The 23,212-nt window shown below is 62.7% G+C and carries 19 protein-coding genes; 16 read left to right on the forward strand and 3 right to left on the reverse strand.

The annotated features are described in order from the left end of the window. Positions 1 to 44: 44 nt before the first annotated feature. The 5 genes from HCR84_RS05820 to HCR84_RS05840 all read left to right on the forward strand — a co-directional run bounded on the left by HCR84_RS05820 (position 45) and on the right by HCR84_RS05840 (position 6,354). The gene (locus HCR84_RS05820) at positions 45 to 986 is read left to right on the forward strand and encodes an ABC transporter permease (protein WP_166984285.1); all 942 of its coding nucleotides are present in this window, start codon (positions 45 to 47) and stop codon (positions 984 to 986) included. Then, positions 983 to 2,773 carry a dipeptide/oligopeptide/nickel ABC transporter permease/ATP-binding protein gene (locus HCR84_RS05825; RefSeq protein ID WP_166984284.1) on the forward strand — a complete coding sequence of 597 codons (1,791 nt, stop codon included), beginning with the start codon at positions 983 to 985 and terminating at the stop codon, positions 2,771 to 2,773. Before HCR84_RS05820 ends, HCR84_RS05825 begins: the two co-directional genes overlap by 4 nt. Beyond that, positions 2,770 to 3,648 carry an ATP-binding cassette domain-containing protein gene (locus tag HCR84_RS05830; protein WP_434063554.1) on the forward strand — a complete coding sequence of 293 codons (879 nt, stop codon included), beginning with the start codon at positions 2,770 to 2,772 and terminating at the stop codon, positions 3,646 to 3,648. The genes HCR84_RS05825 and HCR84_RS05830 overlap by 4 nt, the downstream gene beginning before the upstream one ends. Positions 3,649 to 3,728: 80 nt before the next feature. Continuing rightward, positions 3,729 to 4,775 (forward strand): LacI family DNA-binding transcriptional regulator, encoded by a 1,047-nt coding sequence (locus HCR84_RS05835; RefSeq protein WP_166984283.1) that lies wholly within the window; start codon positions 3,729 to 3,731, stop codon positions 4,773 to 4,775. Between the two features lie 124 nt (positions 4,776 to 4,899). After that, the gene (locus HCR84_RS05840) at positions 4,900 to 6,354 is read left to right on the forward strand and encodes an HNH endonuclease signature motif containing protein (protein ID WP_166984282.1); all 1,455 of its coding nucleotides are present in this window, start codon (positions 4,900 to 4,902) and stop codon (positions 6,352 to 6,354) included. Positions 6,355 to 6,450: 96 nt separating this feature from the next. On the opposite strand, the gene HCR84_RS05845 is transcribed toward HCR84_RS05840, so the two are convergent. Then, positions 6,451 to 7,311: a sugar phosphate isomerase/epimerase family protein gene (locus HCR84_RS05845; RefSeq protein ID WP_244972576.1), complete on the reverse strand. Its 861-nt coding sequence runs from the start codon at positions 7,309 to 7,311 to the stop codon at positions 6,451 to 6,453. Between the two features lie 307 nt (positions 7,312 to 7,618). Between HCR84_RS05845 and uidB the strand changes: the two genes are divergently transcribed. The 7 genes from uidB (at position 7,619) to mfd (ending at position 17,035) form a co-directional block, all read left to right on the forward strand. Continuing rightward, positions 7,619 to 9,067 (forward strand): glucuronide transporter, encoded by a 1,449-nt coding sequence (gene uidB / locus HCR84_RS05850; protein ID WP_166984281.1) that lies wholly within the window; start codon positions 7,619 to 7,621, stop codon positions 9,065 to 9,067. Between the two features lie 41 nt (positions 9,068 to 9,108). After that, complete coding sequence (gene manD, locus HCR84_RS05855) at positions 9,109 to 10,347, forward strand: D-mannonate dehydratase ManD (protein WP_166984280.1); 1,239 nt, start codon at positions 9,109 to 9,111, stop codon at positions 10,345 to 10,347. A 19-nt stretch (positions 10,348 to 10,366) separates the two neighbouring features. Next, positions 10,367 to 10,912, forward strand: coding sequence for a gluconokinase (locus tag HCR84_RS05860; RefSeq protein ID WP_166984279.1), 546 nt, complete (start codon positions 10,367 to 10,369; stop codon positions 10,910 to 10,912). Positions 10,913 to 10,961: 49 nt separating this feature from the next. After that, positions 10,962 to 11,915, forward strand: coding sequence for a hypothetical protein (locus tag HCR84_RS05865; protein ID WP_166984278.1), 954 nt, complete (start codon positions 10,962 to 10,964; stop codon positions 11,913 to 11,915). Positions 11,916 to 12,102: 187 nt separating this feature from the next. Next, positions 12,103 to 12,714, forward strand: a complete 612-nt coding sequence (locus tag HCR84_RS05870; RefSeq protein WP_166984277.1) for a 50S ribosomal protein L25/general stress protein Ctc — start codon at positions 12,103 to 12,105, stop codon at positions 12,712 to 12,714. 80 nt (positions 12,715 to 12,794) lie between these two features. After that, positions 12,795 to 13,379, forward strand: a complete 585-nt coding sequence (pth, locus tag HCR84_RS05875) for an aminoacyl-tRNA hydrolase (RefSeq protein WP_166984276.1) — start codon at positions 12,795 to 12,797, stop codon at positions 13,377 to 13,379. 35 nt (positions 13,380 to 13,414) lie between these two features. Continuing rightward, positions 13,415 to 17,035 carry a transcription-repair coupling factor gene (gene mfd / locus HCR84_RS05880; protein WP_166984275.1) on the forward strand — a complete coding sequence of 1,207 codons (3,621 nt, stop codon included), beginning with the start codon at positions 13,415 to 13,417 and terminating at the stop codon, positions 17,033 to 17,035. 6 nt (positions 17,036 to 17,041) lie between these two features. Here mfd and HCR84_RS05885 read toward each other — a convergent pair whose 3' ends face one another. Beyond that, a complete protein-coding gene (locus HCR84_RS05885) occupies positions 17,042 to 17,530 on the reverse strand; it encodes an HIT family protein (protein WP_166984274.1) in 489 nt (162 codons plus the stop codon). 295 nt (positions 17,531 to 17,825) lie between these two features. On the opposite strand from HCR84_RS05885, the gene HCR84_RS05890 reads away from it, so the two are divergent. Then, the gene (locus tag HCR84_RS05890) at positions 17,826 to 18,269 is read left to right on the forward strand and encodes an SRPBCC family protein (RefSeq protein WP_166984273.1); all 444 of its coding nucleotides are present in this window, start codon (positions 17,826 to 17,828) and stop codon (positions 18,267 to 18,269) included. On the opposite strand, the gene nhaA is transcribed toward HCR84_RS05890, so the two are convergent. Continuing rightward, positions 18,255 to 19,601: a Na+/H+ antiporter NhaA gene (gene nhaA / locus HCR84_RS05895; protein ID WP_166984272.1), complete on the reverse strand. Its 1,347-nt coding sequence runs from the start codon at positions 19,599 to 19,601 to the stop codon at positions 18,255 to 18,257. The two genes, HCR84_RS05890 and nhaA, sit on opposite strands and share 15 nt — an antisense overlap. A 99-nt stretch (positions 19,602 to 19,700) precedes the next feature. Here nhaA and HCR84_RS05900 point away from each other — a divergent pair, with 99 nt between their 5' ends. From HCR84_RS05900 to hisS, 3 genes are read left to right on the forward strand one after another with little or no spacing between them, the layout of a single operon-like run. After that, entirely contained in the window at positions 19,701 to 21,149 is a 1,449-nt protein-coding gene (locus HCR84_RS05900) for an aldehyde dehydrogenase family protein (protein ID WP_268921446.1), read from the forward strand. Then, complete coding sequence (locus HCR84_RS05905; protein ID WP_166984270.1) at positions 21,142 to 21,807, forward strand: nucleoside triphosphate pyrophosphohydrolase; 666 nt, start codon at positions 21,142 to 21,144, stop codon at positions 21,805 to 21,807. Before HCR84_RS05900 ends, HCR84_RS05905 begins: the two co-directional genes overlap by 8 nt. A 27-nt stretch (positions 21,808 to 21,834) precedes the next feature. After that, entirely contained in the window at positions 21,835 to 23,148 is a 1,314-nt protein-coding gene (gene hisS, locus HCR84_RS05910) for a histidine--tRNA ligase (protein ID WP_166984269.1), read from the forward strand. Positions 23,149 to 23,212: the final 64 nt, after the last annotated feature.

A 23,212-nucleotide genomic window follows, 5' to 3' on the forward strand; every position in this document is an offset into this window, starting at 1 on the left:
AGCTTCCCCCACCGCTCATCGGCGACCAGTAATGGATCAACATCATGCTGACGTTCATCATCAAGCGCATCGTCTCGGGAATAACCGTTCTCGTCGCGATCTCCGTAGCAACGTTCTTCCTTTTGTACTACTCGGGATCAAACATCGCCCGAAACATCCTCGGTGAGTATGCGACACCGGACCAGGTCGCGGCCAAGGAACATGAGCTGGGCCTCGACCGCCCCATCATCGTGCAGTTCGGCGAGTGGGCCTCGCAGGCGATTACCGGCAACCTCGGGGTCTCATGGTTCACGAGCCAGGGTGTCGCCGAGTCGCTTCTCACACGACTGCCCGTCACGCTGACGCTGCTGATCGTCGCCATCATCGCGATCGCCATTTTCGCCACGCTCATCGGCATCGCAGCGGCTGTGAAGCGAGGCTGGATCGACCGTGTCGTTCAGGTGGGAGCGGTAGTCGGCGAAGCCATTCCCAGCTTCGTGCTCGGGGTCATCTTCGTGACGATCTTCGCAATCAACCTCGCCTGGTTTCCCGCGACAAGCAGCATTCAACCGGGAGCCCCGGGAAGTGCCTGGGTGCTCTCGCTCACGCTGCCCGCAATCGCCCTTGCGCTCAATGGCATGACCAGCACCGCTCAGCAGATCCGAAGTGCGGTCATCGCGCAACTCGAAAAAGACTATGTGCGCACCTTGCGCAGTCGGGGCATTCCCGAAACCGTGGTGCTCTTTAAGCATGTGCTCCGGAGCGCTGCTCCTGCCGGCCTCACCGTGCTGAGCCTGCACTTCATCGGCATGCTCGGCGGCGTCGTGATCATCGAGCAGATCTTCGCTCTCCCCGGCATGGGCGCCCTCGCCGTGCAGTCAACGGTTCTTGGCGATACCCCGCTGGTCATGGGCGTGGTCATCTACACAGTCATCATTGTCATCATCGTCAACCTGCTCGTCGATCTGGCGAATGGGTGGCTCAACCCCAAGGTGCGTGTCTCATGAGCGAACCAATCGAGGTAAAAGCGTCGCAGGCGACGATCGCCCGCACGCACATTTTCGTCAAGCTGCTGAAGAACCCGATGGGCGCGATCGCGATCGCGGTGCTCGGTGTCTTGATCATCGTCGCGATCTTCGCGCAGTGGATCGCACCTTTCGACGCGAACTTTGCGAACATCTCCAAGACACTGGCCAGCCCCGACGCGACGAATCTTCTCGGAACAGACAGTGCGGGCCGCGACACGTTCAGCAGAATTGTGCTCGGTGCCCAGACGACGCTGATCTCGGCGGCGCTCTGCGCCGTCGTCGCGATTGGGCTTGGGCTCCCCTCTGGCCTCATCGCTGGGTACTACGGCGGATTCTTCGATTCCGTTTCGAACTGGGTAGTCAATGTGCTGATGGCGATCCCTGCGATTATCTTGCTGCTGACCATCCGTGCCGCTTTCGGCCCGTCGGTCTGGATCTCCATGATCGCCTTCGGCGTCGTGATCAGCCCCGGTTACTTCAGGCTGACGCGCACGGCCGTGCAGTCCGTGCGCAATGAACTGTATGTGGATGCCGCACGCGTCTCGGGACTGGGCGACGGACGCATCATCGCCCGGCACATCTTCTCTGTCGTTCGCGCCCCCATCATCATTCAGACGGCCGTCGTCTGCGGTGTCGCGATCGCCATTCAGTCGGGACTGGAGTTTCTCGGTCTTGGCGACCCGGCCGTCGCGACATGGGGTGTCATGCTCGCCGAGGGGTTCGCCAACGTATACCTCGCTCCGACGCTCCTCGTATGGCCCGCCGTCGTGATCGGACTCGCGATCGGTGCTCTCGTGCTTCTCGGCAATGCCGTGCGCGATGCCCTTGAAGACCGCGAAAAGGTTGCGACGCCGAAAACGCGCAAGAACACGCTGACGTCGACGAAGCGCGTCACAGTTCCTGCGCCCGCATCCAGCGACCATCTTGTCGAGGTCTCGCACCTCGCGGTGGGCTACCCCCAGGCAGCGGGCACCGTCAAGGAGGTCGTGAGCGATGTGTCGTTCACCGTGGATCGCGGTGAAGTCCTCGGCATCGTCGGTGAATCGGGGTCGGGGAAGTCACAGACGGCATTCTCGATGCTCGGCCTGCTTCCCGATGAGGCACGCATCGTCTCGGGCAGCATCCAATTCGACGGTAACTACACGGTGGCCCCCGGCGAAGAGACCGTGAGCCAGTCGCGGCTGTCGAAGCTGCGAGGCAAGCGCATCTCCTACATTCCGCAGGAGCCGATGTCGAACCTCGATCCGGCGTACACCTGCGGGTCGCAGCTCGTCGCTCCAATGGTGCGCATTCTCGGCATCAGCAAGCGCGAGGCGAAGAAGCGTGCGCTGCAGCTGCTGACCGACGTTGGAATCGTCAATCCGCAGCGTACATTCGATGCGTATCCGCACGAAGTATCTGGTGGCATGGCCCAACGTGTGCTCATCGCGGGTGCGATCAGCTGCGAACCAGACCTGATCATTGCCGACGAACCGACGACGGCTCTCGATGTGACAGTGCAGGCCGACGTGCTCGATCTCATTCGCGATCTGCAGAAGCGCCTCGGCGTCGGCGTGATCCTCGTCACGCACAACTTCGGTGTCGTGGCCGACCTCTGCGACCGCGTCGTTGTCATGCAGCAGGGTCGGCTCGTCGAAACCGGTGAGGTGCGCGAGGTTCTGCGCAACCCGCAGGACCCGTACACGAAGACGCTGCTGTCTTCGATGCTCGAGGGGAAAAGGCCCATGACCATGCTCGTCACCGCCGAAGGAGGGTTGCAATCATGATGGATGCTGCAGACACGAAGAAGCCGCTCCTTGAGGTGGACTCGCTCAACGTTGACTACCGGGGAAAGGGTTTCAGAGCGAAGCCATTTCGCGCACTCACCGATATATCCATCAGCATTGGCGAAGGCGAGACTCTCGGCCTTGTGGGGGAGTCCGGCTCGGGCAAGACGACCCTCGGTCGTGCGGTGCTGGGACTCGCGCCGGTGTCGGCTGGAACGATTGCCTTCAACGGTTCAGACATCAGCCACGCATCGCGTGCGCAGCGACAGAAGCTCAGTCGCCACCTGCAGGTTGTTTTTCAAGACCCATACACATCGCTCAATCCGGCGATGGAGATCGGCGACATTCTCGCCGAGCCCCTGGGAATCCAGGGCATCGGGCCGAAAGAATCTCAGGCGCGGGTGAAAGAGCTGCTCGATCAAGTCAGCCTTCCCAGCGATGCGCTGCACAGGCAGCCACGCGAGTTCTCTGGAGGTCAACGTCAGCGCGTGGCGATCGCGCGTGCGCTTGCTCTGTCACCCAAGCTCATCGTGTGCGATGAGCCGGTTTCGGCGCTCGATCTCACGACGCAGGCGACAGTGCTCGATCTGTTTCTGCAGATTCAGCGGGACACCGGTGTGTCGTACCTGTTCGTGTCGCACGACCTCGATGTCGTGCGCCACATCAGTCACCGAGTTGCTGTGATGTATCGCGGAGAGATCGTCGAGCAGGGCGATGCCGGTCAAGTGACCCAGGATCCACAGCATCCGTACACGCAAAAGCTTCTGCTTGCTTCGCCGGTTCCTGACCCCGATCGCCAGCAGCAGCGCCGAGACGAACGCAAGCGACTCGCTGCACTGAAGTCACAGGATGCTGACGCCACCGCCGCGGTGTGAGCCTCCCGCGGCGGTGGTGTATTACCGTAGAGTCGGGTTGCTGTCTGCAGCCTCGGCCGAACGGGGAATGGAGATGACCGGTGGCGAGTAACCCCGCGTCTGCACGCAAGAAGGCCCGCTCTGCGCCCACAATCTACGATGTGGCGAAACTTGCGGGAGTGAATCCCTCCACAGTGTCACGTGCGCTGAGCCAGCCCGGCCGCATCAACGTCAAGACCGAAGCGAAGATTCACGACGCCGCAAAGCAGCTGAACTATCGGCTCAATCCCATGGCGCGAGCGTTGCCGACGGGGCGGACGAACACCCTCGGCCTGCTGATCGCTGACATTACGAACCCGGTGATCTTCGGCATCGTCCGTGGGGCTGAGAAAGCCGCAGCCGAGAGAGGCTACACGCTGGTCATCTCGGAGTCTCAAGAGTCGGGCGAGCGCGAAGCCGCGTCGGCGCAACGCATCCAACCGGCCGTCGATGGGCTTGTCCTCGGAACCTCCCGCTTGACTGACGAAGCGATCAAAGCGCTCGCCGAGGAGAAGCCGCTCGTCGTGATCAACAGGCAGATCGACGGTGTGTCAAGTGTGACGCCGAATATTGGGCCGGGCATCGACCAGGCACTCGCGCACCTCGAGCTTCTGGGGCACACTGATCTCGTGTTTCTCTCTGGCCCGTCAGGGTCATGGATGAGTCGCCACCGCTGGGAGACTCTTCAGGAGGGCGCTCAAGCGCGCGGAATGACAATCACGTCAACGGCACCGCAAGAGCCGACGATCGATGGTGGGCGTTCTCTGCTCTCACGCGTCATCGCTTCGGGGGCAACGGCTGTGATTGCGTATAACGACCTCATGGCGATCGGACTCATGCGCACGGCGGCCGAGCAGGGCATTTCGGTGCCCGGGACGTTCAGCATTCTTGGCTTCGACGACATCTTCGGATCTGACTTCACGTCTCCTCCGCTTACCACGGTGCGATCGCCGCTTCTGGATGCCGGAAGACTCGCTGTGAGGCAGACGCTTCAGCTGATTGAGGAAGGCCCAGACGGTGCCGCAGCGCGGCTTGCTACTCAGGGTCTCGATACTGAGTTGATTATTCGCGGCTCCAGCGGAGCTGTGCGGGAGAGCTCTCGGCCCTGACCGTCGCGAGTAGCTTCGCTGTTTCTTCGTCCACAGGTGAGAACTTTCACGAGTTATCCACAATGGGTGGTTGACCGGGTGTTCTGTCGGTGGGAGTGTCGGTGGGTCCTGCGATACTCTGGTCATGCACGAAGCAGTCACGGCACCTGGTTTTGAACCCAATGGGGGTCCGGATGCTGTTGCTGTGGAGGCTGCGGAAGATTTGCTTTCTGCCGCGTCACGACTCGCGTCGATCGACCCGGCCGGTCTCTCCGCCAACACACTGTTGACCTACACGGGCCTTTTGGGAAACAGCAGCCGCATCATCGAAGGCCGCCAAATCTCAAACGTCGGAGACATTGCCCGGCGGTCGGACACGGATGCCGGGTTTGATGGTCTCGCTGCTCGTCACGGTGCGAAGAGCCCCACGGCATTGTTTGAGGTGATCACGGGGGCGAAGAACTCCACAGCGTATCGGTTCGCGACAGTCGCGAAACACACCACACCGCGAGTGTCCGACACCGGTCTGCCTCTCGACCCGGTGTTCGCTCAGACCGCGCAGGCGTTGTCGGAAGGCACGATTGGTCTGGATGTGGCCGAGTCGATCACCAGCACGTTGGCACCGATTCTGCCCCGGGTTTCCCCAGAGCAGATCGACTGGGCCGAGAAAACGCTGATCGGTAATGCGACGGGTGCGTACGGTGAAGTGCCGTTCACGGCGGATGCTGTGCGGCAGCAGGCCCGCTTGTTTCGTGTTGCTCTGGACCCTGACGGTGTCGAACCCACAGCAGAAGAACTCCATGAGGCACGCAAGCTGGTCTTCAAACACCAAGACGACGGATCGATGAAAATCACCGGGGTGCTCTCTCCCGAGCAGGCAGCGCAGGTGACACCCGTGTTTGACGCGTGCATGTCGAAGAGAACCTCGCCGACGTTTATGCATGCTGAAGAGCTCGCCGCGACCAAGCAAGCACCCGAAGAACGGACAAGGCAGCAGGAACGCGCCGACGTGTTCACGTCAATCATCGGCGGTGTCGGGAAACAACACTCCACACCGAAACTCCACGGCCGTGGCCCAACAGTGATGGTCACGGTGAAAGACGACGATCTGGAGAACAGTACCGGTGCTGCCTGGTCTCCAGGAACACCAGCACCGTTGCCGATGAGCTTTGTGACACAGATGCAGTGCGATGGCGACACGATGAACGTCACCATTGATGAACATGGTGACGTGCTCAACCTCGGGCACGCCAGACGGTTCTTCACGGCGAAGCAGCGTTTGGCGTTGATCGCCCGCGATGGGAACACCTGCGCGGCTGCCGACTGTGACATTCCCGCCTGGTTGTGTGAAGCGCATCACGTGCAAAGATGGGAAAACGGCGACCGAACAGATGTTGCAAATGGCCTGATCGTCTGCTGGTTTCACCACAGATTGCTGGAACGCGGCGAATGGTCCCTCACCCGCGACAAAAACGGCCACCCCAGACTGACCCCACCAGACTGGTACGTGAACCGACGGTATCTGGGGCAGCGACGCGCTCCCGGAGACGACGACAGTGACCCGCCCGACGCCGGGCGAGATACCGGGCCGCGCACCTGACGTACGCGGCGGCCCCGACACACCCAACGCACGAGTCAAACAGCTCGAAGCGCTCTGAGGTGTGCCCGGCGCGCGTTAAGAAGGTGACGAGAATACTCAGAACAGTTTGCTGAACCCGAGATCGACGAGATTGTCGTAGGACGTTTGCAGGCAGTCAAAGACGCCACGGCCGTAAAGCTGATCCTGCTCGACAAGCAGATACTCAGCATCACTGTCGAGCGCAGCTTGGATGATTCCGGGAAAATCGAGATTTCCTTCGCCGACTTCGGCAAACTGCACAACGCCGATGAACGCCTGCATGAAAGTGGCAAAATCACCCGAGTCAAGCGCCGTGAAGGCCTCATCCGGCACCTGCCCAATGCGGTAATCCTTGAGATGGATCATCGCTACGCGGTCGCTGTAGCGCTTGATCGTCGTCGCTGGATCCTTGCCGCCACGCTGAATCCAATGAGCATCAAGTTCCAGACCGACGTCAGGAGCCCTGTCGGCAATGATGTCGAGCAGCAGCTTCCCGTCGTACTTCGCAAACTCAACGTGATGGTTGTGGTAATACAAGCGGATGCCATCGTCGGCGAGGCGCTTCGCATACTCATTCGTGTCATCGCAGAACTCGAGAACCTTGTCGAGCGAACCCATCGCATCGAAGGGGAGCATGCCGATGCGCACCATCGACGTGTTCACCCGACGGCAATCAGCGACGAGCTTGTCGTAGTTCTCTGAGAGCGTGTCGAGGGGCATCCCCGGCTTGCCGCGCAGTCCCGTCGACAGGGACGCGATGTCCATGCCCAACTCATCCCGGGCGCGCACGAGCTCATCGACATTGTCTGTGGTCATCGGGATCTGAGAGATCTCGACGGCGTGATATCCGATATCGGTGATCTTTCGAAGGGTCTCATAGGGGCCGACCTCCGCAAAGCTATCTTTCAGCATCATTGCCTGTACGCCGATTTTCGCCACCTGGGTCTCCTTCGTTGGATGCCGACCGTGATTGGCCGTCGTTCATGCGGATTCCTTCAGTGTGGCAGGATTCTCTGAGCGTGGCAACCGGTTGTCGCTCAATTTGGCGAAGCGAGCTCAACACTTTCTGGATGCAGGAAAGGGTAACGGCAACCGTTTGCCAAAAGTCGATGATCGTGTTTCACTTGAGAATCGGCAATTGAGATGTCGCAAGGGTGCAGCCCCGCGATGACGCGAAGGAAGGTCTCATGCTCCAGCCATACCGTTTTATGTACATAGCAGCCACCGCCACCGACGGGCTTGTCCGTTGAGCGCCGTTTCAGAAACGCAGTCCGCGAAAGGGAAGCTCTCAAAGCTGAGCATCGTGGGCTACGGTGCGGGTGATGCGGCGAACAACCTGGCCTTCACCACAGCGACGATGTTCCTTCTGGTGTACTACACGGATGTCGCGGGAATCTCAGCCGCCGCGGCCGGAACGCTCCTGCTCGTCGTTCGGGTCTTCGACGCCTTCTCCGACATCTTTGCCGGGCGCATCGTCGACCGCGTCTTCAGCAAGCGACTGGGTAAGTTTCGCCCCTTCATCATGTTCGGTTCGGTACCGCTACTCGTGCTCTCATGCCTGACGTTCTCTGTGCCGCAGATTGGCGAGAGCGGAATGCTTCTCTACGCTTACCTCACCTACGCAGCGCTCGGTCTTGCGTACAGCCTCGTCAACATTCCCTACGGCTCGCTTGCGGGCGCAATGACACAGGATGCCGGTGAGCGCGCCAAGCTCGCAAGTGCCCGCTCCATCGGGGCAATGATCGTGGGTGCCGGTCTCGGTGTGTTTGTCGCACCGCTGATCGTTCCCGGAGCCGATCTGCAGACGACGTTCACGTTCCTGACTCTCGGCTTCGTCGGCGTGGGCACGGTGCTTTATCTGTTCACAGCCTTCACCGCGAAAGAGCGGGTGGTTCGCGACGTGCAGAACGTCTCGATGAAGCAGAGCTTCGCGACCCTCAAGCACAACCGTCCGCTGCTCATGCTGTGCCTGAGCTCCTTCGTGTTTCTGACCGGCATGTTGGCGCTCATGACCGTTCAACTCTATTATTTGCGCGACGTGCTCCACGCTCTTCCGCTTTACGCGGTTGTCTCCGTCGCTCAGATCGTGATGACCTTCGGCCTCGCCGCCGTCATGCCCACGCTCGTTCGCACATGGGGTAAGCGCGCCGGATACGTCGCCGGGGGAATCATCATGGCTGCGGGCGGTGCAATCATGTTCTTCACGCCGTCGAACCTCGTCTGGCTCGGATTCGGCGGCCTCCTCATCGCGCAGCTGGGAATCGTGCTGGTGAACATGCTCGTCTGGACGCTTGAAGCCGACACCGTCGAGTACGGCGAGTGGAAGACAGGGGTGCGGTCTGAAGGCATCATCTACGCGCTCTTCTCGTTCACACGCAAGACGGGTCAGGCCATCGGGGGAGCGCTGGCGGCATTTGCGCTCTCGTGGGGTGGCTACGCGGCCGGGGCGGCAGAGCAGACCGCTCATGCGGAGCTGGGCATTCGCGCCGGCGCAGGGCTCATCCCTCTCGTCTGCTCGATCGTGGCAATTGCGATCATGATCTTCTACCCTCTGACTGACAGCCGTCACCGCGAGATTGTTGCCGAGATCGATGCACGCCGCGAGCGTGGCGAGACGGCATCCATTGATCCTGCGCTGTCGACGGCAGCATTTCAATCCCAGCGTCCCGTGAGTTCTGCTCCACCGGTCGACTGAGGTGTACCTTTCATTCTGAACAAGCACAAGGAGCAACTGACGTGAAGATCGACAAAGCCGAAGTGATTGTCACCAGCCCTGACCGCAACTTTGTCACGCTGAAGCTGACGACAGACGATGGTGTGACGGGCTTGGGCGATGCAACGCTCAACGGCCGCGAACGTGCCGCCGCCGCGTATCTCAGCGAGCACATCGTTCCGCTGCTCATCGGGCGCGACGCATCGAACATCGAAGACACCTGGCAGTTTCTGTACCGCAGCGGCTACTGGCGCCGAGGACCGGTGACGATGGCTTCGATCGCCGCCGTCGACATGGCGCTCTGGGACGTCAAGGGCAAGGCCGCGGGGATGCCCGTCTACCAGCTGCTCGGGGGCGCGAGCCGAAACGGCATGATGGCATACGGTCACGCGTCGGGTAAGGAACTTCCTGAACTGTTCGATTCGATCCGCGAGCACCAGTCGCTTGGGTATCGATCGATTCGCGTTCAGACCGGTGTGCCCGGCCTTGAATCCATCTACGGCATCGCGTCGAACAAGGGGCTGCCTGGCAACGAGGGCGTGCGCTACGACCACGAACCGGCCCAGCGCGGAGCACTTCCCTCGCAGGAGGACTGGGACACTCGCTCCTACCTGCGACACGTGCCGACCGTCTTCGAAGCGGTTCGAGGCGAGTTCGGGCCCGAGCTTCCGCTGCTTCACGACGGGCATCACCGCATGACCCCGCTGCAGGCGGCAAAGCTCGGCAAGGACCTCGAGCCGTACGACCTGTTCTGGCTGGAAGACTGCACGCCCGCCGAAAACCAAGAGGCGCTGCGCCTCGTGCGCCAGCACACGACAACTCCGCTCGCGATCGGCGAGATCTTCAACACGGTGTGGGACTTCCAGAACCTCATCTCGGAGCAGCTCATCGACTATGTGCGTGCAGCGTCAACGCACTTCGGCGGCATCAGCCCGCTCAAGAAGGTGATGGACTACGCCGCCATGTACCAAGTGAAGTCCGGCTTCCACGGGCCAACAGACATTTCACCCGTCGGGTTCGCCGCGCAGCTGCACGTCGGCCTCGCGATCCACAACTACGGCATCCAGGAGTACATGCAGCACGGCGACAAGACAAACGCCGTCTTCGATCAGTCGATGACCTTCGACGATGGCTACCTGCATCCGGGCAACAAACCAGGCCTTGGCGTCGAGCTCGACGTCGATGAGGCGGGAAAGTACCCCTACGAAACGGCCTACCTGCCCTACAACCGTCTCGCCGACGGCACGGTTCATGACTGGTGAGCCGTTAAGCTCGGTAGTGATGAGTTCCTCCACGGCGCAGACCCGCACCCCGCAGATCGTGGTGATGGGCGTCTCTGGTTCGGGCAAGAGCACCGTCGGGTCGGCGCTCGCCGCCGCGATGGGTGTTCCGTTCATCGACGGTGATTCGCTGCATTCGCCGTCGAACATCGCCACGATGGCGGCGGGAATTCCCCTGACAGACGAGGATCGTTGGCCGTGGCTCGCGGAAGTTGGACGCGTGCTGCACGACTCGGGACAGTCGGGGACCGGTGCCGTTGTCGCCTGCTCGGCGCTGCGCCGTTCGTATCGCGACGCAATTCTCGCTGTGGCGCCCGATGCGATCTTCGTGCATCTCACGGGTGACCGCGATGTGCTCGCGCAGCGCATGTCGGGGCGAAGCGACCACTTCATGCCGACAACGCTTCTGGATTCTCAGATCGACACGCTCGAGCCGTTAGCAGCAGACGAACCAGCCGTGCAGGTTGACATCGACCAGTCCGTCGCGGGCATTGTCGAGAACGCGCGGCGGCAGATCACGCGCGCATTGGACGCCCGCGCCCGCTGAATCGAGCGTCGGTCGGTGCTGAACGTGTGCACCCCTCTACACTCGGGGCATGAGCGAGATTTCGGATGCTGCGGCGAGCACGCGGTCTGCAGCGACGGCGCCGCCGTGGCAGCGCCGCGTTGCGAGCGCGATCGTCGCCGTTGTCTCTCAGTTTCTCGGGCTTGGTCTTGTGTTCACCGGCGGCGCGTCTGTGCTGGCGGGCGGTGCGGGGGATGGGGCGTTCGGCTCAGCCGACTGGTTGCGCATCAGTGCCGGTCTTGTGCTGATCGCGATCTCGGCGGCGACGATGGTCGTCTCGACGTGCGGCGTGATCATTGCGGCATCCGCTGAGATTCTCATCTCGATTCTGGCTCTCGTGATTCCGTTCTCCATCGGCAGTCGTGATGTGCACCCGGTCAACTGGCTTCGGGGCGTCTACGTGGTGGTGTTCCCCGACGGTGCCGAGGTGGCGGGCCTCGCGACAGCGTCCGGATTCGTGCTTGTGCTGGGCTGCGTCTGCCTTGCCGCAGCGCTCGGGCATCGAGAGCGTCGCCGAGCGGGTTCGCGCGTCTCGCCGCTCGGGCGCATCATCGCTATGGGAGCGGCAGTAGTTCTGAGCATTCCCGGCGCGGCTTTGGTCTGGGCAGGCGGGCATCAGCTCGGCGTCGAATACCGGGTGTTCGCGTCGCCAGACCTCTCGGTCGGCTCGGTGATCATGGTGTTCGCCGGAGCCCTTCTCTGCGCCGCTGTCGCTGCAGTCAGCAGGCTGTCTGCCGCCGCTCTCTATGCATTCGGGCTGTTCTGGGTGACGATGTGGGTGGCGTTCGGGGTCTTCTTGTCTGCAGCGACTCCCGAGACCGTGCCGATCATTCCGGTCTGGGCGACGACGACGGCCGTTGTCTGGTGCCTGTGCGGGTTCAGTGCCGTGCTCGCCGTCTTCTTGCTGACCTCCGGCGTTGTGATGCGCGTCGTGGCGTTGTCTCTGCGAGAGACGTCGCCCACTGCCGAGCAGGCTGCGCAGTGACGCATTTGTGATGCTGTAGACTCAAGGATTGAACTTCGGCGAGGGACTCCACTGGTGTCCGTGATCGACGCGGTGGATGGGCACAGGCTTGTCCTCACGCTGACACGCGTTCGAGTCGACAACACAATCGTTTATCGGGCCGCGTGCCCAACCAACCAGCCGGCCAGTCCGGCGAGGAGATATCACCATGGCTGATCAGCTCAAGCTCGGCGCGGAAACGCGCGAGTCGTTTGGCAAGGGTGCGGCGCGCAAGCTCCGCGCCGCAGGCAAGATTCCCGCAGTGGTCTATGGGCACGGCGAGGCGCCGCTGCACCTCACGCTCCCCGGGCACGAGACGATGCTGCTGCTTCGCCGCAGCAACGCGCTCATCGAGCTCGAGGTTGAGGGCAAGAAGCACCTCTCGCTCGTCAAGGATGTTCAGCGTGACCCGGTGACACAGATCATCGAGCACGTCGACCTCATCGTCATCAAGAAGGGCGAGCGCGTCGACGTCGAGGTTCCCGTGCACTTCGAAGGCGAATCCTTCAGCGGCACGATCCTGATGGTGGAGGTCAACACTGTTCGCCTCAACGTCGCTGCGACGAACATCCCGGAGCGACTCGTCTTCTCCGTCGAAGGCGCCGTCGAGGGCACGCAGGTTCTCGCTGGTGACATCGAGCTGCCCGAGGGTGCAGAGCTCGCCGAGGAAGCAGACCTGTTCCTCGCGCACGTCACCGTGCCTGCTGCTCCGTCTGAAGAAGAAGAAGCGGCCGCCGAAGAGGCCGAGGCTGAGGCTGCCGAGAGCGAGCCCGAAGAGTAATTCACACAGCGCCGGGCCCGTTGCACGCCTTCGAAAGAAGCGCGGCTGCGGGCCCGACCTGTCCGTGAGAGAGGAATCAGATGGCAGCCGACACCTGGCTCGTCGTTGGCCTGGGCAACCCGGGAACCGGCTACGCGAACACACGGCATAACGTGGGCCAGATGGTCGCCGACGAACTTGCCCGCCGGTGTGGCGCGAAATTCTCACGCCACAAGGCCCACGCCCTCGTCGCCGAGGGTCGGATGGTGCCGGGCGGGCCAAAGATCGTCGTGGCGAAGAGCATGTCGTACATGAACACCTCGGGTGGCCCCGTCGCGGCGCTTCTTGCCTACTACTCTCTCGGCGTCGACAGGCTGATCGTCGTGCACGACGAACTCGACATTCCCTTCGAGTCGCTCAAGCTCAAGACAGGAGGCGGACACGGCGGGCACAACGGTCTGCGCGACATCGGCAAAGCGGCATCCGCCGACTTCACCCGTGTTCGCGTCGGAATCGGTCGCCCTCCTGGAAGGCAAGACGCCGCTGATTACGTGCTGCGTCCGTTTGGCGCTGACGAGCGCCAGGTGCTGCCGTCTGTGATCGCGGATGCCGCGGATGCCGTCATGCTGATTGTCGACGATGGTCTCGTCGCCGCACAGCAGAAAGTTCACGCTCCGCGGATCTGACCCGCGTTGTCGTACGTGCCGCGTAGAATGCTCGGGTGAAACTCCAGGGCCTCAGCCGAATTCTCGCCCACGATCCCAGCTATTCGACCGCACTCACCTATGCCGAGCAGAGTGCCGACTTCTCGGTAGCCGAGGGCATGCGCCTTGCGCTGCTCGGCGGGCTGATCGAACGACGCCGCGCCGCGGGCAAGCCGCCCGCCGTGCTCGTGGTAACTGCGACGGGCCGTGAATCGGAGAGCGTGCAGCAGGCGCTGCCCAGCTTTGCCCCCGACGCAGAAATCGTGGCGTTTCCGGCATGGGAGACCCTGCCGCACGAACGTTTGAGCCCCAGCTCCGAGATTGTCGGCCGCCGCATCGACGCGCTCTGGCGCATGGCGGAATGGTCGGGGGAGAAGCCCCTCGTGATCGTCGCGTCTGTGCGCGCCGCCCTGCAGCCTATTGCCCACGACCTCACCGACATCGAGCCGATCCACTTGCAGACGGGAAGCCGTGGGCACGAGATGGGTGCGGTCGTCACCCGCCTTATCGAGCTGGCCTACTCACGCGTCGACCTCGTGTCACGTCGTGGCGAGTTCGCCGTGCGCGGAGGCATCCTCGATGTCTTTCCCACGACAGCCGACCACCCCGTTCGCGTCGAGTTCTTTGGCGACGAGGTCGATCAGATCAAGCCGTTCTCGGTGTCGGACCAACGCTCGAGCACCGAGGAGTACAGCGAGGTCTCCCTCTTGCCGAGCAGGGAGTTGCTGCTCACGGCAGGCGTCAGGCAGCGTGCAGCAGAGATGCTCCCCGAGTTTCCCAGCCTCTCGACGATGCTCGAGAAGGTTGCCGCCGGAATTCCCGTCGAAGGCATGGAGTCTCTCGCGCCAGCTCTTCTTGATCGGCTCGTGTCGATTGCGCACTACCTGCCCAAGGGTACGGGAGTCGCCGTGCTCTCGCCCGAACGGGTCGTCGCCCGGTCGATCAGCCTCTCTGAGACCAACCGGGAGTTTCTCGAAGCCGCCTGGAGCGCCGCGACAGCAGGAGCAGAGGCCCCCATTGACCTCGGTGCGGGCGAGTTCATCTCGTTGAACGCGCTGCGCGACGACGTGACGTTCACGCGCCCGGGAGAGCAGAAGACTGAGAGCCCGTGGTGGACGTTCAGCCCGTTCCAGCAGCGCCCAGACGACCTGCTGCCTGAAGAGCTCGAACTGGACGACCTCACAGAGGTGCGGGTCGCCGCCGACCCCGTTCCGAGCTTCCAGGGCAATGTCGATGGCGCGATCGGGCACGTCGACGCGCGCCGCCTGGCGGGGTGGACCATCGCCGTGGCGGCGCAGGGTCAGGGCCTCCTCGAACGAGCACTCGACGTGCTCGCCGAGCGCGGCATCGCGGCGCGCATCGTCGAAGAGCTCCCGGATGCTGTCGAAACCGGCGTCGTGTACCTCGTGCAAGCCGTCATCGAGCACGGTTTCGAACTCCCCGGCATCTCGTTCGCGCTTGTGGGCGAGGCCGAGTTCTATGGACGTTCCGTCGGATACGACTCGCGAGCCGTGAAGAAGCTCGCCACACGGCGAAAGAACGTCGTTGACCCGCTGCAGCTGACGGCGGGCGATCACGTTGTGCACCAGACGCACGGCATCGGCCGCTTCGTCGAGATGACGCGGCGTGAGGTGTCAACCGGAGGCCGCAACGCGGTGAAGACGATGCGCGAGTACCTCGTGCTTGAATACGCGCCCTCGAAGCGCGGTTTTCCCGGAGACAAGCTTCTCGTCCCCACAGATCAGCTCGACCTGCTCACCCGCTACGTCGGCGGTGAGTCGCCTGCCCTGTCGAAGATGGGCGGGAGCGACTGGTCGCAGGCGAAAAGCAAGGCGCGCAAGGCCGTACGTGACATCGCCGTTGAGCTTGTGAAGCTCTACGCCTCACGCATGGCGGCGAAGGGGCACGCCTTCGGGCCGGACACCCCGTGGCAGCGTGAGCTTGAAGACGCATTCCCCTTTGCCGAGACGCCAGACCAGCTCACCACAATTGACGAGGTGAAGCGCGACATGGAGCGGCCGATCCCGATGGATCGCCTGCTCTCGGGCGACGTGGGATTCGGCAAGACCGAAGTGGCGGTGCGGGCCGCGTTCAAGGCGGTGCAGGAGGGCAAGCAGGTGGCGATCCTCGTGCCGACAACATTGCTTGTCAAGCAGCACGGCGAGACATTCCAGGAGCGTTTCGCTGGCTTCCCCGTGCACCTGCGTTCGCTCAGCCGGTTCCAGTCAGACAAAGAAGCGCGTGAGACGCTCGAGGGGTTGGCGCAGGGCAGCGTCGACGTTGTGATCGGAACCCATCGACTGCTCACCGAGAAAGTGGCATTTAAGAACCTCGGGCTGGTGATCGTCGACGAGGAGCAGAGATTCGGCGTCGAGCACAAAGACACCCTCAAGAAGCTGAAGACGAACGTCGACGTGCTCGCAATGAGCGCGACGCCAATTCCCCGAACGCTCGAGATGGCCGTCACCGGCATCCGTGAAATGTCGACGCTCGCGACTCCTCCCGAGGAGCGACACCCGATTCTGAGCTTCGTCGGGCCGCGCAACGACAAGCAGATGAGCGCTGCGATTCGCCGAGAACTGCTGCGCGAAGGCCAGGTTTTCTTCGTGCACAACCGGGTCGCGAGCATCAACCGTGTCGCCACCGAGCTGGCAGAGCTCGTGCCGGAGGCGCGCATTGCCGTCGCACACGGAAGACTGTCGGAGTCGATTCTCGAGCAGGTTGTCGTCGACTTCTGGGAGCGCAAATTCGATGTACTCGTCTGCACAACGATCATCGAGACCGGCCTTGACATTCAGAACGCGAACACCATCATCATCGACAAGGCAGACAAGTACGGTCTGAGCCAGCTGCATCAGCTGCGCGGTCGAGTCGGCCGCGGACGAGAACGCGCCTATGCCTACTTTCTCTATGACGGCGAGAAGCCTCTCTCCGAGACTGCCCAGGATCGCCTTGAGACGATTGCCGCCAACAACGAGCTGGGCAGCGGAATGCAGGTCGCCCTTAAAGACCTGGAGATCCGCGGGGCTGGCAACCTACTCGGCGGCGAGCAGGCGGGGCACATCGCGGGAGTGGGGTTCGACCTCTACCTGCGCATGATCGGCGAAGCGGTGTCGACATTCCGCGGAGACGTTGCTGAGGGGCAGACCGAGCTGCGGCTTGAGATTCCCGTCGACGCGAACATTCCCGAGGACTTCATCGACAGCGAGCGCCTGCGTCTTGAGGCGTACCAGAAGCTCTCCGCGGCCGCGGCGCCTGCCGCTGCCGATGATCAGATCGACCTCGTGATCGACGAGCTCGTCGACCGCTACGGTCCGCTGCCCGAACGCGTGCAGAACCTCGTCGCCGTCACTCGACTGCGGCAGCGGGCGCAGCGCTCGAACCTCTCGGAGGTGATCACGATGGGCACCAACCTCCGGCTTGCCCCGGTGGATCTGCCCGATTCAATTCAGGTGCGGCTGAAGCGCATGTACCCAAAGGCGAGGATGCTTACACAGGCAAACGCCCTCATCGTGCCGATCCCGCAGCCGAACGGACAGGTGATGGCCGATGCCGACCTCATCACGTGGGTGCAGCAGCTTCTCGATGCTATTTTGCCGGTGAAGCCGAAGGAGCCGGAGGCCACAGCGACGACATAGATCGGGTCAGCCGATGTGCACGTCGTCGTGTGCCGCAAGCGTCCTCACGGTCTCGGTGATGCGTGAACGCAGTTGGGCGTGTTCCGGACCGAGTGCGGTCGCCGGGTTGCTCCAGTTTGATGGGTCGTAGTGCCAGACGGGTTTCGGGACAAGGTGTTCGGGCTCCCATTGGTAGCGCGGCCACACGTGGGCGTGAACGAAAGCATCGGTATTGCCCAGGATCTCGAGGTTGATCCGACGAAAGTCCGCGTCGATTTCGCGGCAGGACTGCTCAACGGTTGTTGCGAGAAGATCGGCATCGGCGAGAAACTGCACACGCTCCCGCCTCGGCATGTCGGCCAGGGACCGTGCTCGGGGGTCGCGCCCGAGCAAAACGCAATACCCGGGGAGAAACTGTACGTCGCCGATAACGGCGAAACCGCTCGTCAGTTCTGCGATGACTGTCGGGTTCTCGCCCCGAGCTGCTGATCCGATGCGGTCATTACGCCAATCCATGGCGACACCCTACTGCGTGTATCGAACGCGACTCTTTTCACAACGTCAGTTGGTCTTTCGAGACCGAACACGGGCGGGGTCTCGGTATCTGCGTACACAGCTGGGAGCGGCCGTGCTCAAAAAGTGAGATGCCACAAAATGCCCCGCTTTCACCGATGAAAAGGGGCATTTTGTGGCATCTCACTCGGGAAGGCAGTTCCCAGAGAGGAACTCGATCGGGGTGCCTGGAGACAATTGCGACAGGAGGAGGGTGCCTCGGTGGCGACAGCGGAAGGTTTCACGGAAGAATGGGGCCATGAGCTCGACCTTCACTCTCGTCACGGATGCTCCCGTGGACATCGATGCACTGTTCGAGATCTCATTGGACATCGACGCTCACGCCAGCTCGATGGCCCAGTCGGGGGAACGAGCAATCGCCGGGGTCAGGTCGGGACGGATCGGGCTCGGCGAAACCGTCACCTGGAGGGCCCGTCATTTCGGAATCTGGTTCACGATGACCTCAGAGATCGTCGAGTTGGAACACCCCGAACGGTTCGTGGATCAGCAGGCACGAGGGCCATTCAGACTGTTTCGGCACGAGCACACCTTCGAACGGCTCATCACCGGTACGCGGATGACCGACACGATCACTCTCGCGTCGCCGATCTTCGGGAGTCTGGCGGAACGCATCGTGCTTGTGCCCTACCTCCGTCGCCTGATCATCAAGCGAAACACTGAGCTCGTCTCAGTCGCGAGCTGATTCGCCGTCGCGGCCTTGGTACACGTCGGGAATGCCATCGTCGTCGAGATCGACGCTCTCTTCCTCCGTATTTTTCCGATAGTGCTTGTTGCGTGCGCGCAGCACGATAGCGGCAAGAAGAGCAGCCAGAACGGATGCCGTGAAGATCGCGATCTTGGCATGATCGCCGTGCGGGCTGTCAGGCCCGAAGCTCAGCTCAGCGACGAGCAGTGACACTGTAAACCCGATTCCGGCCAGCAGGCCGACTCCGATGACGTCGATCCACGCGAGAGAGCCATCGAGCCGCGCTTTCGTGAAGCGAGTGAGCAGCCAGGTGGTGAGCGTGATGCCGATGGGTTTGCCGAGCACCAGTCCGGCAAGAATGCCGATCATGACGGGGTCGGTGACGGCCGAGATGAATCCGTCCACTCCGCCGATCGCGACGCCGGCGGCGAAGAACGCGAACACGGGCACGGCGAACCCGCTCGACAGCGGGCGCAAACGATGTTCGAGCACCTCGGCGAGCCCTGGGCCCGAATCGGGACCGCCGTGCTTCGCCATCCGGCGAACGGGAACGGCGAAGCCGAGCGCGACGCCAGCAATCGTCGCGTGAACCCCCGACGAATGCAGCAGGGCCCATGCGACAATACCGATGGGAAGCAGGATCACCCACGGAGCCCACGCGCTCCGCCCGAAGAAGCGCGGAAACACGTGGGTGAGCACAGCGTATGCCGCGAGTGGAATGAGCGTGAGCAGCAGCGGGACCAACGAAAACCCGTCGGCGTAGAAAATCGCGATGATCACGATCGCGATGAGGTCGTCGACGACGGCGAGCGTGAGCAGGAAGATGCGGAGAGCACTGGGCAGGTGCGATCCGAGGATGGCGAGCACGGCGACGGCAAAAGCGATATCCGTCGCCGTCGGTATGGCCCAGCCCTGCAGCCCACTCGGCGTTCCGAGGTTGATGATCACGTAGATGATCGCGGGAACGGCGACGCCGCCGAACGCGGCAGCTACCGGAACAAGCGCTGTTGCCGGCGTGCGCAGGTCACCGATCACGAACTCCTTCTTGAGCTCGAGACCGGTGAGAAAGAAGAAGATGGCAAGCAGGCCATCGGACGCCCACTGCCCGATCGTCAAGTCGAGATGCAGCGAGGGGAGCCCGATCGTGATGTCGCGCACGGTGAAATAGCCATCAGCCCACGGCGAATTCGCCCAGATAATCGCGATGATCGCGGCACCGACGAGAAGCATTCCGCCGACCGTCTCCATGCGCAGGATCTCGCCGACGCGGGTGACCTCGGCGAAGTTGCCGCGGCCGAGAAATGTTCGGGTGCTGCGGTTCTTGGACATGCACGGTCTCCAGGGTCGCGGATAGGAATTGCCGACCAGACTTCCCGGCGCACCGCGGCCAGTATAGATGAAGCAGCACCGGCGTAGTGTTGTAGCCCAGTGCCTCGAACAGTGAAAGGGGAGTCGATGTCGACAACTCGCACGGATGCCGAGACAGCCGTCGAACACGTGCGCGCAGCGTTTTCACGTGGCGTCACGAAGCCGTACGAATGGCGCCGTGATCAGCTTCACGCTCTTCGGGATCTGCTTCTCGACAATCAGGAGCTTCTCGAGAGGGCGCTCACCCGCGACCTCGGGAAGCACCCGACAGAGTCTCAAGCGACAGAGATCGGCATCGTGCTCACCGAGCTCGACCACACGCTGCGCCATCTGAAGCGGTGGCTGCGGCCGCGCCGCGTCGGGATTCCTCTGGTTCTCGCGCCGGCATCCGCTCGAACCGTGTATGAGCCGCTGGGGACCGTGCTGATCATCGGCCCGTGGAACTACCCGGTGCAGCTGATTCTCGCGCCGCTGATCGGAGCGCTCGCCGCGGGAAACGCCGTTGTGCTCAAACCCAGCGAACTCGCGCCCGCGACGAGCGAGGTTCTCGCGGCTCTCGTGTCGACGTACCTCGACGAGCGCGCCGTTGCCGTTGTCGAAGGCGACGCCGACACGGCGAGTGATCTGCTTGCCCAGCGCTTTGACCACATCTTCTTCACGGGAAGCACGGCAGTTGGGAAGATCGTCGCGAAAGCGGCATCCGAGAATCTCACTCCCGTGACGCTTGAACTGGGCGGGAAGTCACCGGCGTACATCGACAATTCTGTTGACCTGGAGGCCGCCGCGCGTCGTCTCATCTGGGGCAAGCTGCTCAACGCAGGGCAGACGTGTGTCGCTCCGGACTATGTGCTTGCGACGCCGCGCACCGCCGACGCGCTGATTCCGCATCTTCGTGCCGCGATCACCGAGTTCTATGGCGATGACCCGTCGTTGAGCGGAGACTACGGGCGCATCGTCAGTACTCGGCACGCGCAACGCCTGAGCGACCTGCTCGACGGGCATGAGCCGGTGATCGGCGGACGCATCGATGTTGACGAGCGCTACGTCGAGCCGACGGTGATCGACGATGTTGACCCCACTTCGGCGCTCATGGCGGAGGAGATCTTCGGGCCGATTCTGCCGATTGTGCACGTCGCAGACGCGGGCGAGGCGATTCGCTTCATCGCCGACCGCGACAAGCCGCTCTCGCTGTATGTGTTCTCAGACAATCCCGATGTGAGGCGTCGGTTTCTGCGCGACACGTCGTCTGGCGCTCTCGCGTTCGGGCTGCCTGCCGCGCACCTCAGCGTTCCCGATCTGCCGTTTGGGGGAGTGGGCGCGAGCGGAACGGGCGCGTACCACGGCGAACTGTCGTTCACAACGTTCAGCCACGCAAAGGCCGTGCTGTCGAAGCGGCTCTCCCCAGACACCATGAGCGTCGTGTACCCGCCGTTCACAAGCGGCAAGAGCGCCGTCGTGCGCCGCGTCATCGTGCGCACGTCACGCCTCGTCGGTGGTGACGATGCCTGACCGCGACGCGTCTGCATCACCGCACACGGATCTGCTTCTCACCGACATGACCGAGGTGCTCGATCGCTGCGTGTGGAGTCAGTCGATGACGCATGGGTCGCTGGTCACCTATCTCATCGAAGAGAGCTACGAGCTTGTCGAGGCGATCGAGAGCGGCGACCCGAAAGCGATGCTCGAAGAACTGGGCGACGTGCTGTGGCAGATTGTCTTCCACGCGGAGATTGCGGCGCGAACGGCGGGAGAAGACTTCGACTTCGACGATGTGGCACGGGTCGCTCACGAGAAGGTTGTGCGTCGGCATCCCCATGTGTTCGGCGACGAGTCGGCGCCGACGTTGGACGACGTGTTTCGCGTGTGGAGCGCTGCGAAGGCTCATGAGAAGCACGCCCGTACGAGCGCGCTTGACGGCATCCCGCCGCAGCTGCCCGCCCTCGCGCTCGCCGACAAGGTGATTGGACGAGCTCAGAAAGCCGGAGTTCTTGCGCCAGAAAGCGCAGAGAACGAGCACGCGGATGCTGTCGCTGACGAGAGCGAACTCGGCGACCAGCTGTTAGACATCGTGCGCGACGCGCGAGCCCGCGGGCTTGACGCCGAACGGGCGCTGCGAGGCGCCGTGCGACGTTTGAGCGACGACGTGCACGAGCGCGAACAGGGGTAGGGTGCGCGTCATGCCAGAATTGTGGGCATGGCTTCCTCGGTATCACCGCCGCGCGGCATGCGCGATTATCTTCCGGCAGACAAGGCGAAGCGCGAGTACGCGCTCGGACGCATTCGCGACGTCTACACGCGCTACGGCTTCGACGAGATCGAGACTCCTGTCGTCGAGGACTACAGTCGCCTGCACGGCGGGCTCGGCGGAGACAACGAGAAACTTACGTTCTCTGTTCTGAAGCGCCGCCTCAGCGCCGACGACCTGCGTGCTGCCGCAGACTCGGGTGACACGTCGGCAATCGCTGACCTCGGCCTGCGGTTCGACCTCACGGTTCCTCTCGCTCGCTTTTACACAACTCACCGCGGTGAGCTTCCTCCCGTCTTCCGCGCCATCCAGATTGCGCCCGTGTGGCGTGCCGAGCGCCCGCAGAAGGGGCGCTACCGGCAGTTTGTGCAGTGCGACATCGACATCTTCGGAGAGCCGGGCCCGCTTGCCGAGATCGAGCTCATTTCGGCGACGGCCGCCGCGCTGCGCGAGCTAGGGCTCTCTGGTTTCACATTCCGGCTGAACGACCGGCGCATTCTCACGAGCATGCTCACCGCGTTCGGGTTTGACGACGCCGAGCACCCCGGCGTGCTGATCACGATCGACAAGCTCGACAAGATCGGCATCGCCGGAGTGGTCGCCGAGCTGCGCGAGCGTGAGGCCACGGCATCCGCCATCGATGCTCTCGAGCGGTACCTCGAGTCACTCGAGGGCACACAGCGGGGCGACTTCGATGCCGATCAGATTCGATCGCTGCTTCCAGACGGCGTCGACGACGAGGTCATCCGAGAGCTCGCCGGCATCGGTGGGGCCGTTGAACGCGCATCACAGACGGCGGGAGCGGCACACGGCGATGCGCCTCTCGTGCAGTTCGATCCGTTTCTCGTTCGCGGCATGGGCTATTACACCGGACCGATCTTCGAGATTCACCACCCGGAGCTCGGTTATTCGCTGGGTGGCGGTGGCCGATACGATGGCGTCGTCGGGCGCTTTCTCGGCCAAGACGTGCCCGCATCGGGCGCATCCCTCGGCTTCGACCGCATTGTCGATCTGATCGAGATGGATGCCGCTCGGCACGACGAAGCGGTCGTGCTCGTTCACGATCGCGATGTCGATCCGGCGACTCTCGTCGCGCTCAAAACGGAGCTTGTCGGGCGTGGCGCTCGCGTGCGACTCGAGAAGCGCGTGAAGAATCTGACAGCGCTGCTCGACCGTGTGACGGCATCCGGCTTCACGGGATTCGCGTTCGTTCGAGCCGGGCACGAGAACGCCGACGACCTCGAGATCAAGCCGCTCGGCTGACCCGGCCGTGAGCTTTGCTCGCAGTGTCGCTACACTTGACCGCGGGCCAACGACGTTCCACTCA

It is taken from the genome of Paramicrobacterium fandaimingii (assembly GCF_011751745.2).
GTDB lineage: Bacteria > Actinomycetota > Actinomycetes > Actinomycetales > Microbacteriaceae > Paramicrobacterium > Paramicrobacterium fandaimingii.

Bases quoted from the DNA above. Each gene is read 5' to 3' on its own strand.
- HCR84_RS05820 (WP_166984285.1), top strand. From the start codon at position 45: ATGCTGACGTTCATCATCAAGCGCATCGTCTCGGGAATAACCGTTCTC.
- HCR84_RS05825 (WP_166984284.1), top strand. From the start codon at position 983: ATGAGCGAACCAATCGAGGTAAAAGCGTCGCAGGCGACGATCGCCCGC.
- HCR84_RS05830 (WP_434063554.1), top strand. From the start codon at position 2,770: ATGATGGATGCTGCAGACACGAAGAAGCCGCTCCTTGAGGTGGACTCG.
- HCR84_RS05840 (WP_166984282.1), top strand. From the start codon at position 4,900: ATGCACGAAGCAGTCACGGCACCTGGTTTTGAACCCAATGGGGGTCCG.
- HCR84_RS05860 (WP_166984279.1), top strand. From the start codon at position 10,367: ATGAGTTCCTCCACGGCGCAGACCCGCACCCCGCAGATCGTGGTGATG.
- HCR84_RS05865 (WP_166984278.1), top strand. From the start codon at position 10,962: ATGAGCGAGATTTCGGATGCTGCGGCGAGCACGCGGTCTGCAGCGACG.
- HCR84_RS05870 (WP_166984277.1), top strand. From the start codon at position 12,103: ATGGCTGATCAGCTCAAGCTCGGCGCGGAAACGCGCGAGTCGTTTGGC.
- pth (WP_166984276.1), top strand. From the start codon at position 12,795: ATGGCAGCCGACACCTGGCTCGTCGTTGGCCTGGGCAACCCGGGAACC.
- HCR84_RS05885 (WP_166984274.1), bottom strand. From the start codon at position 17,530: ATGGATTGGCGTAATGACCGCATCGGATCAGCAGCTCGGGGCGAGAAC.
- HCR84_RS05890 (WP_166984273.1), top strand. From the start codon at position 17,826: ATGAGCTCGACCTTCACTCTCGTCACGGATGCTCCCGTGGACATCGAT.
- nhaA (WP_166984272.1), bottom strand. From the start codon at position 19,601: ATGTCCAAGAACCGCAGCACCCGAACATTTCTCGGCCGCGGCAACTTC.
- HCR84_RS05905 (WP_166984270.1), top strand. From the start codon at position 21,142: ATGCCTGACCGCGACGCGTCTGCATCACCGCACACGGATCTGCTTCTC.
- hisS (WP_166984269.1), top strand. From the start codon at position 21,835: ATGGCTTCCTCGGTATCACCGCCGCGCGGCATGCGCGATTATCTTCCG.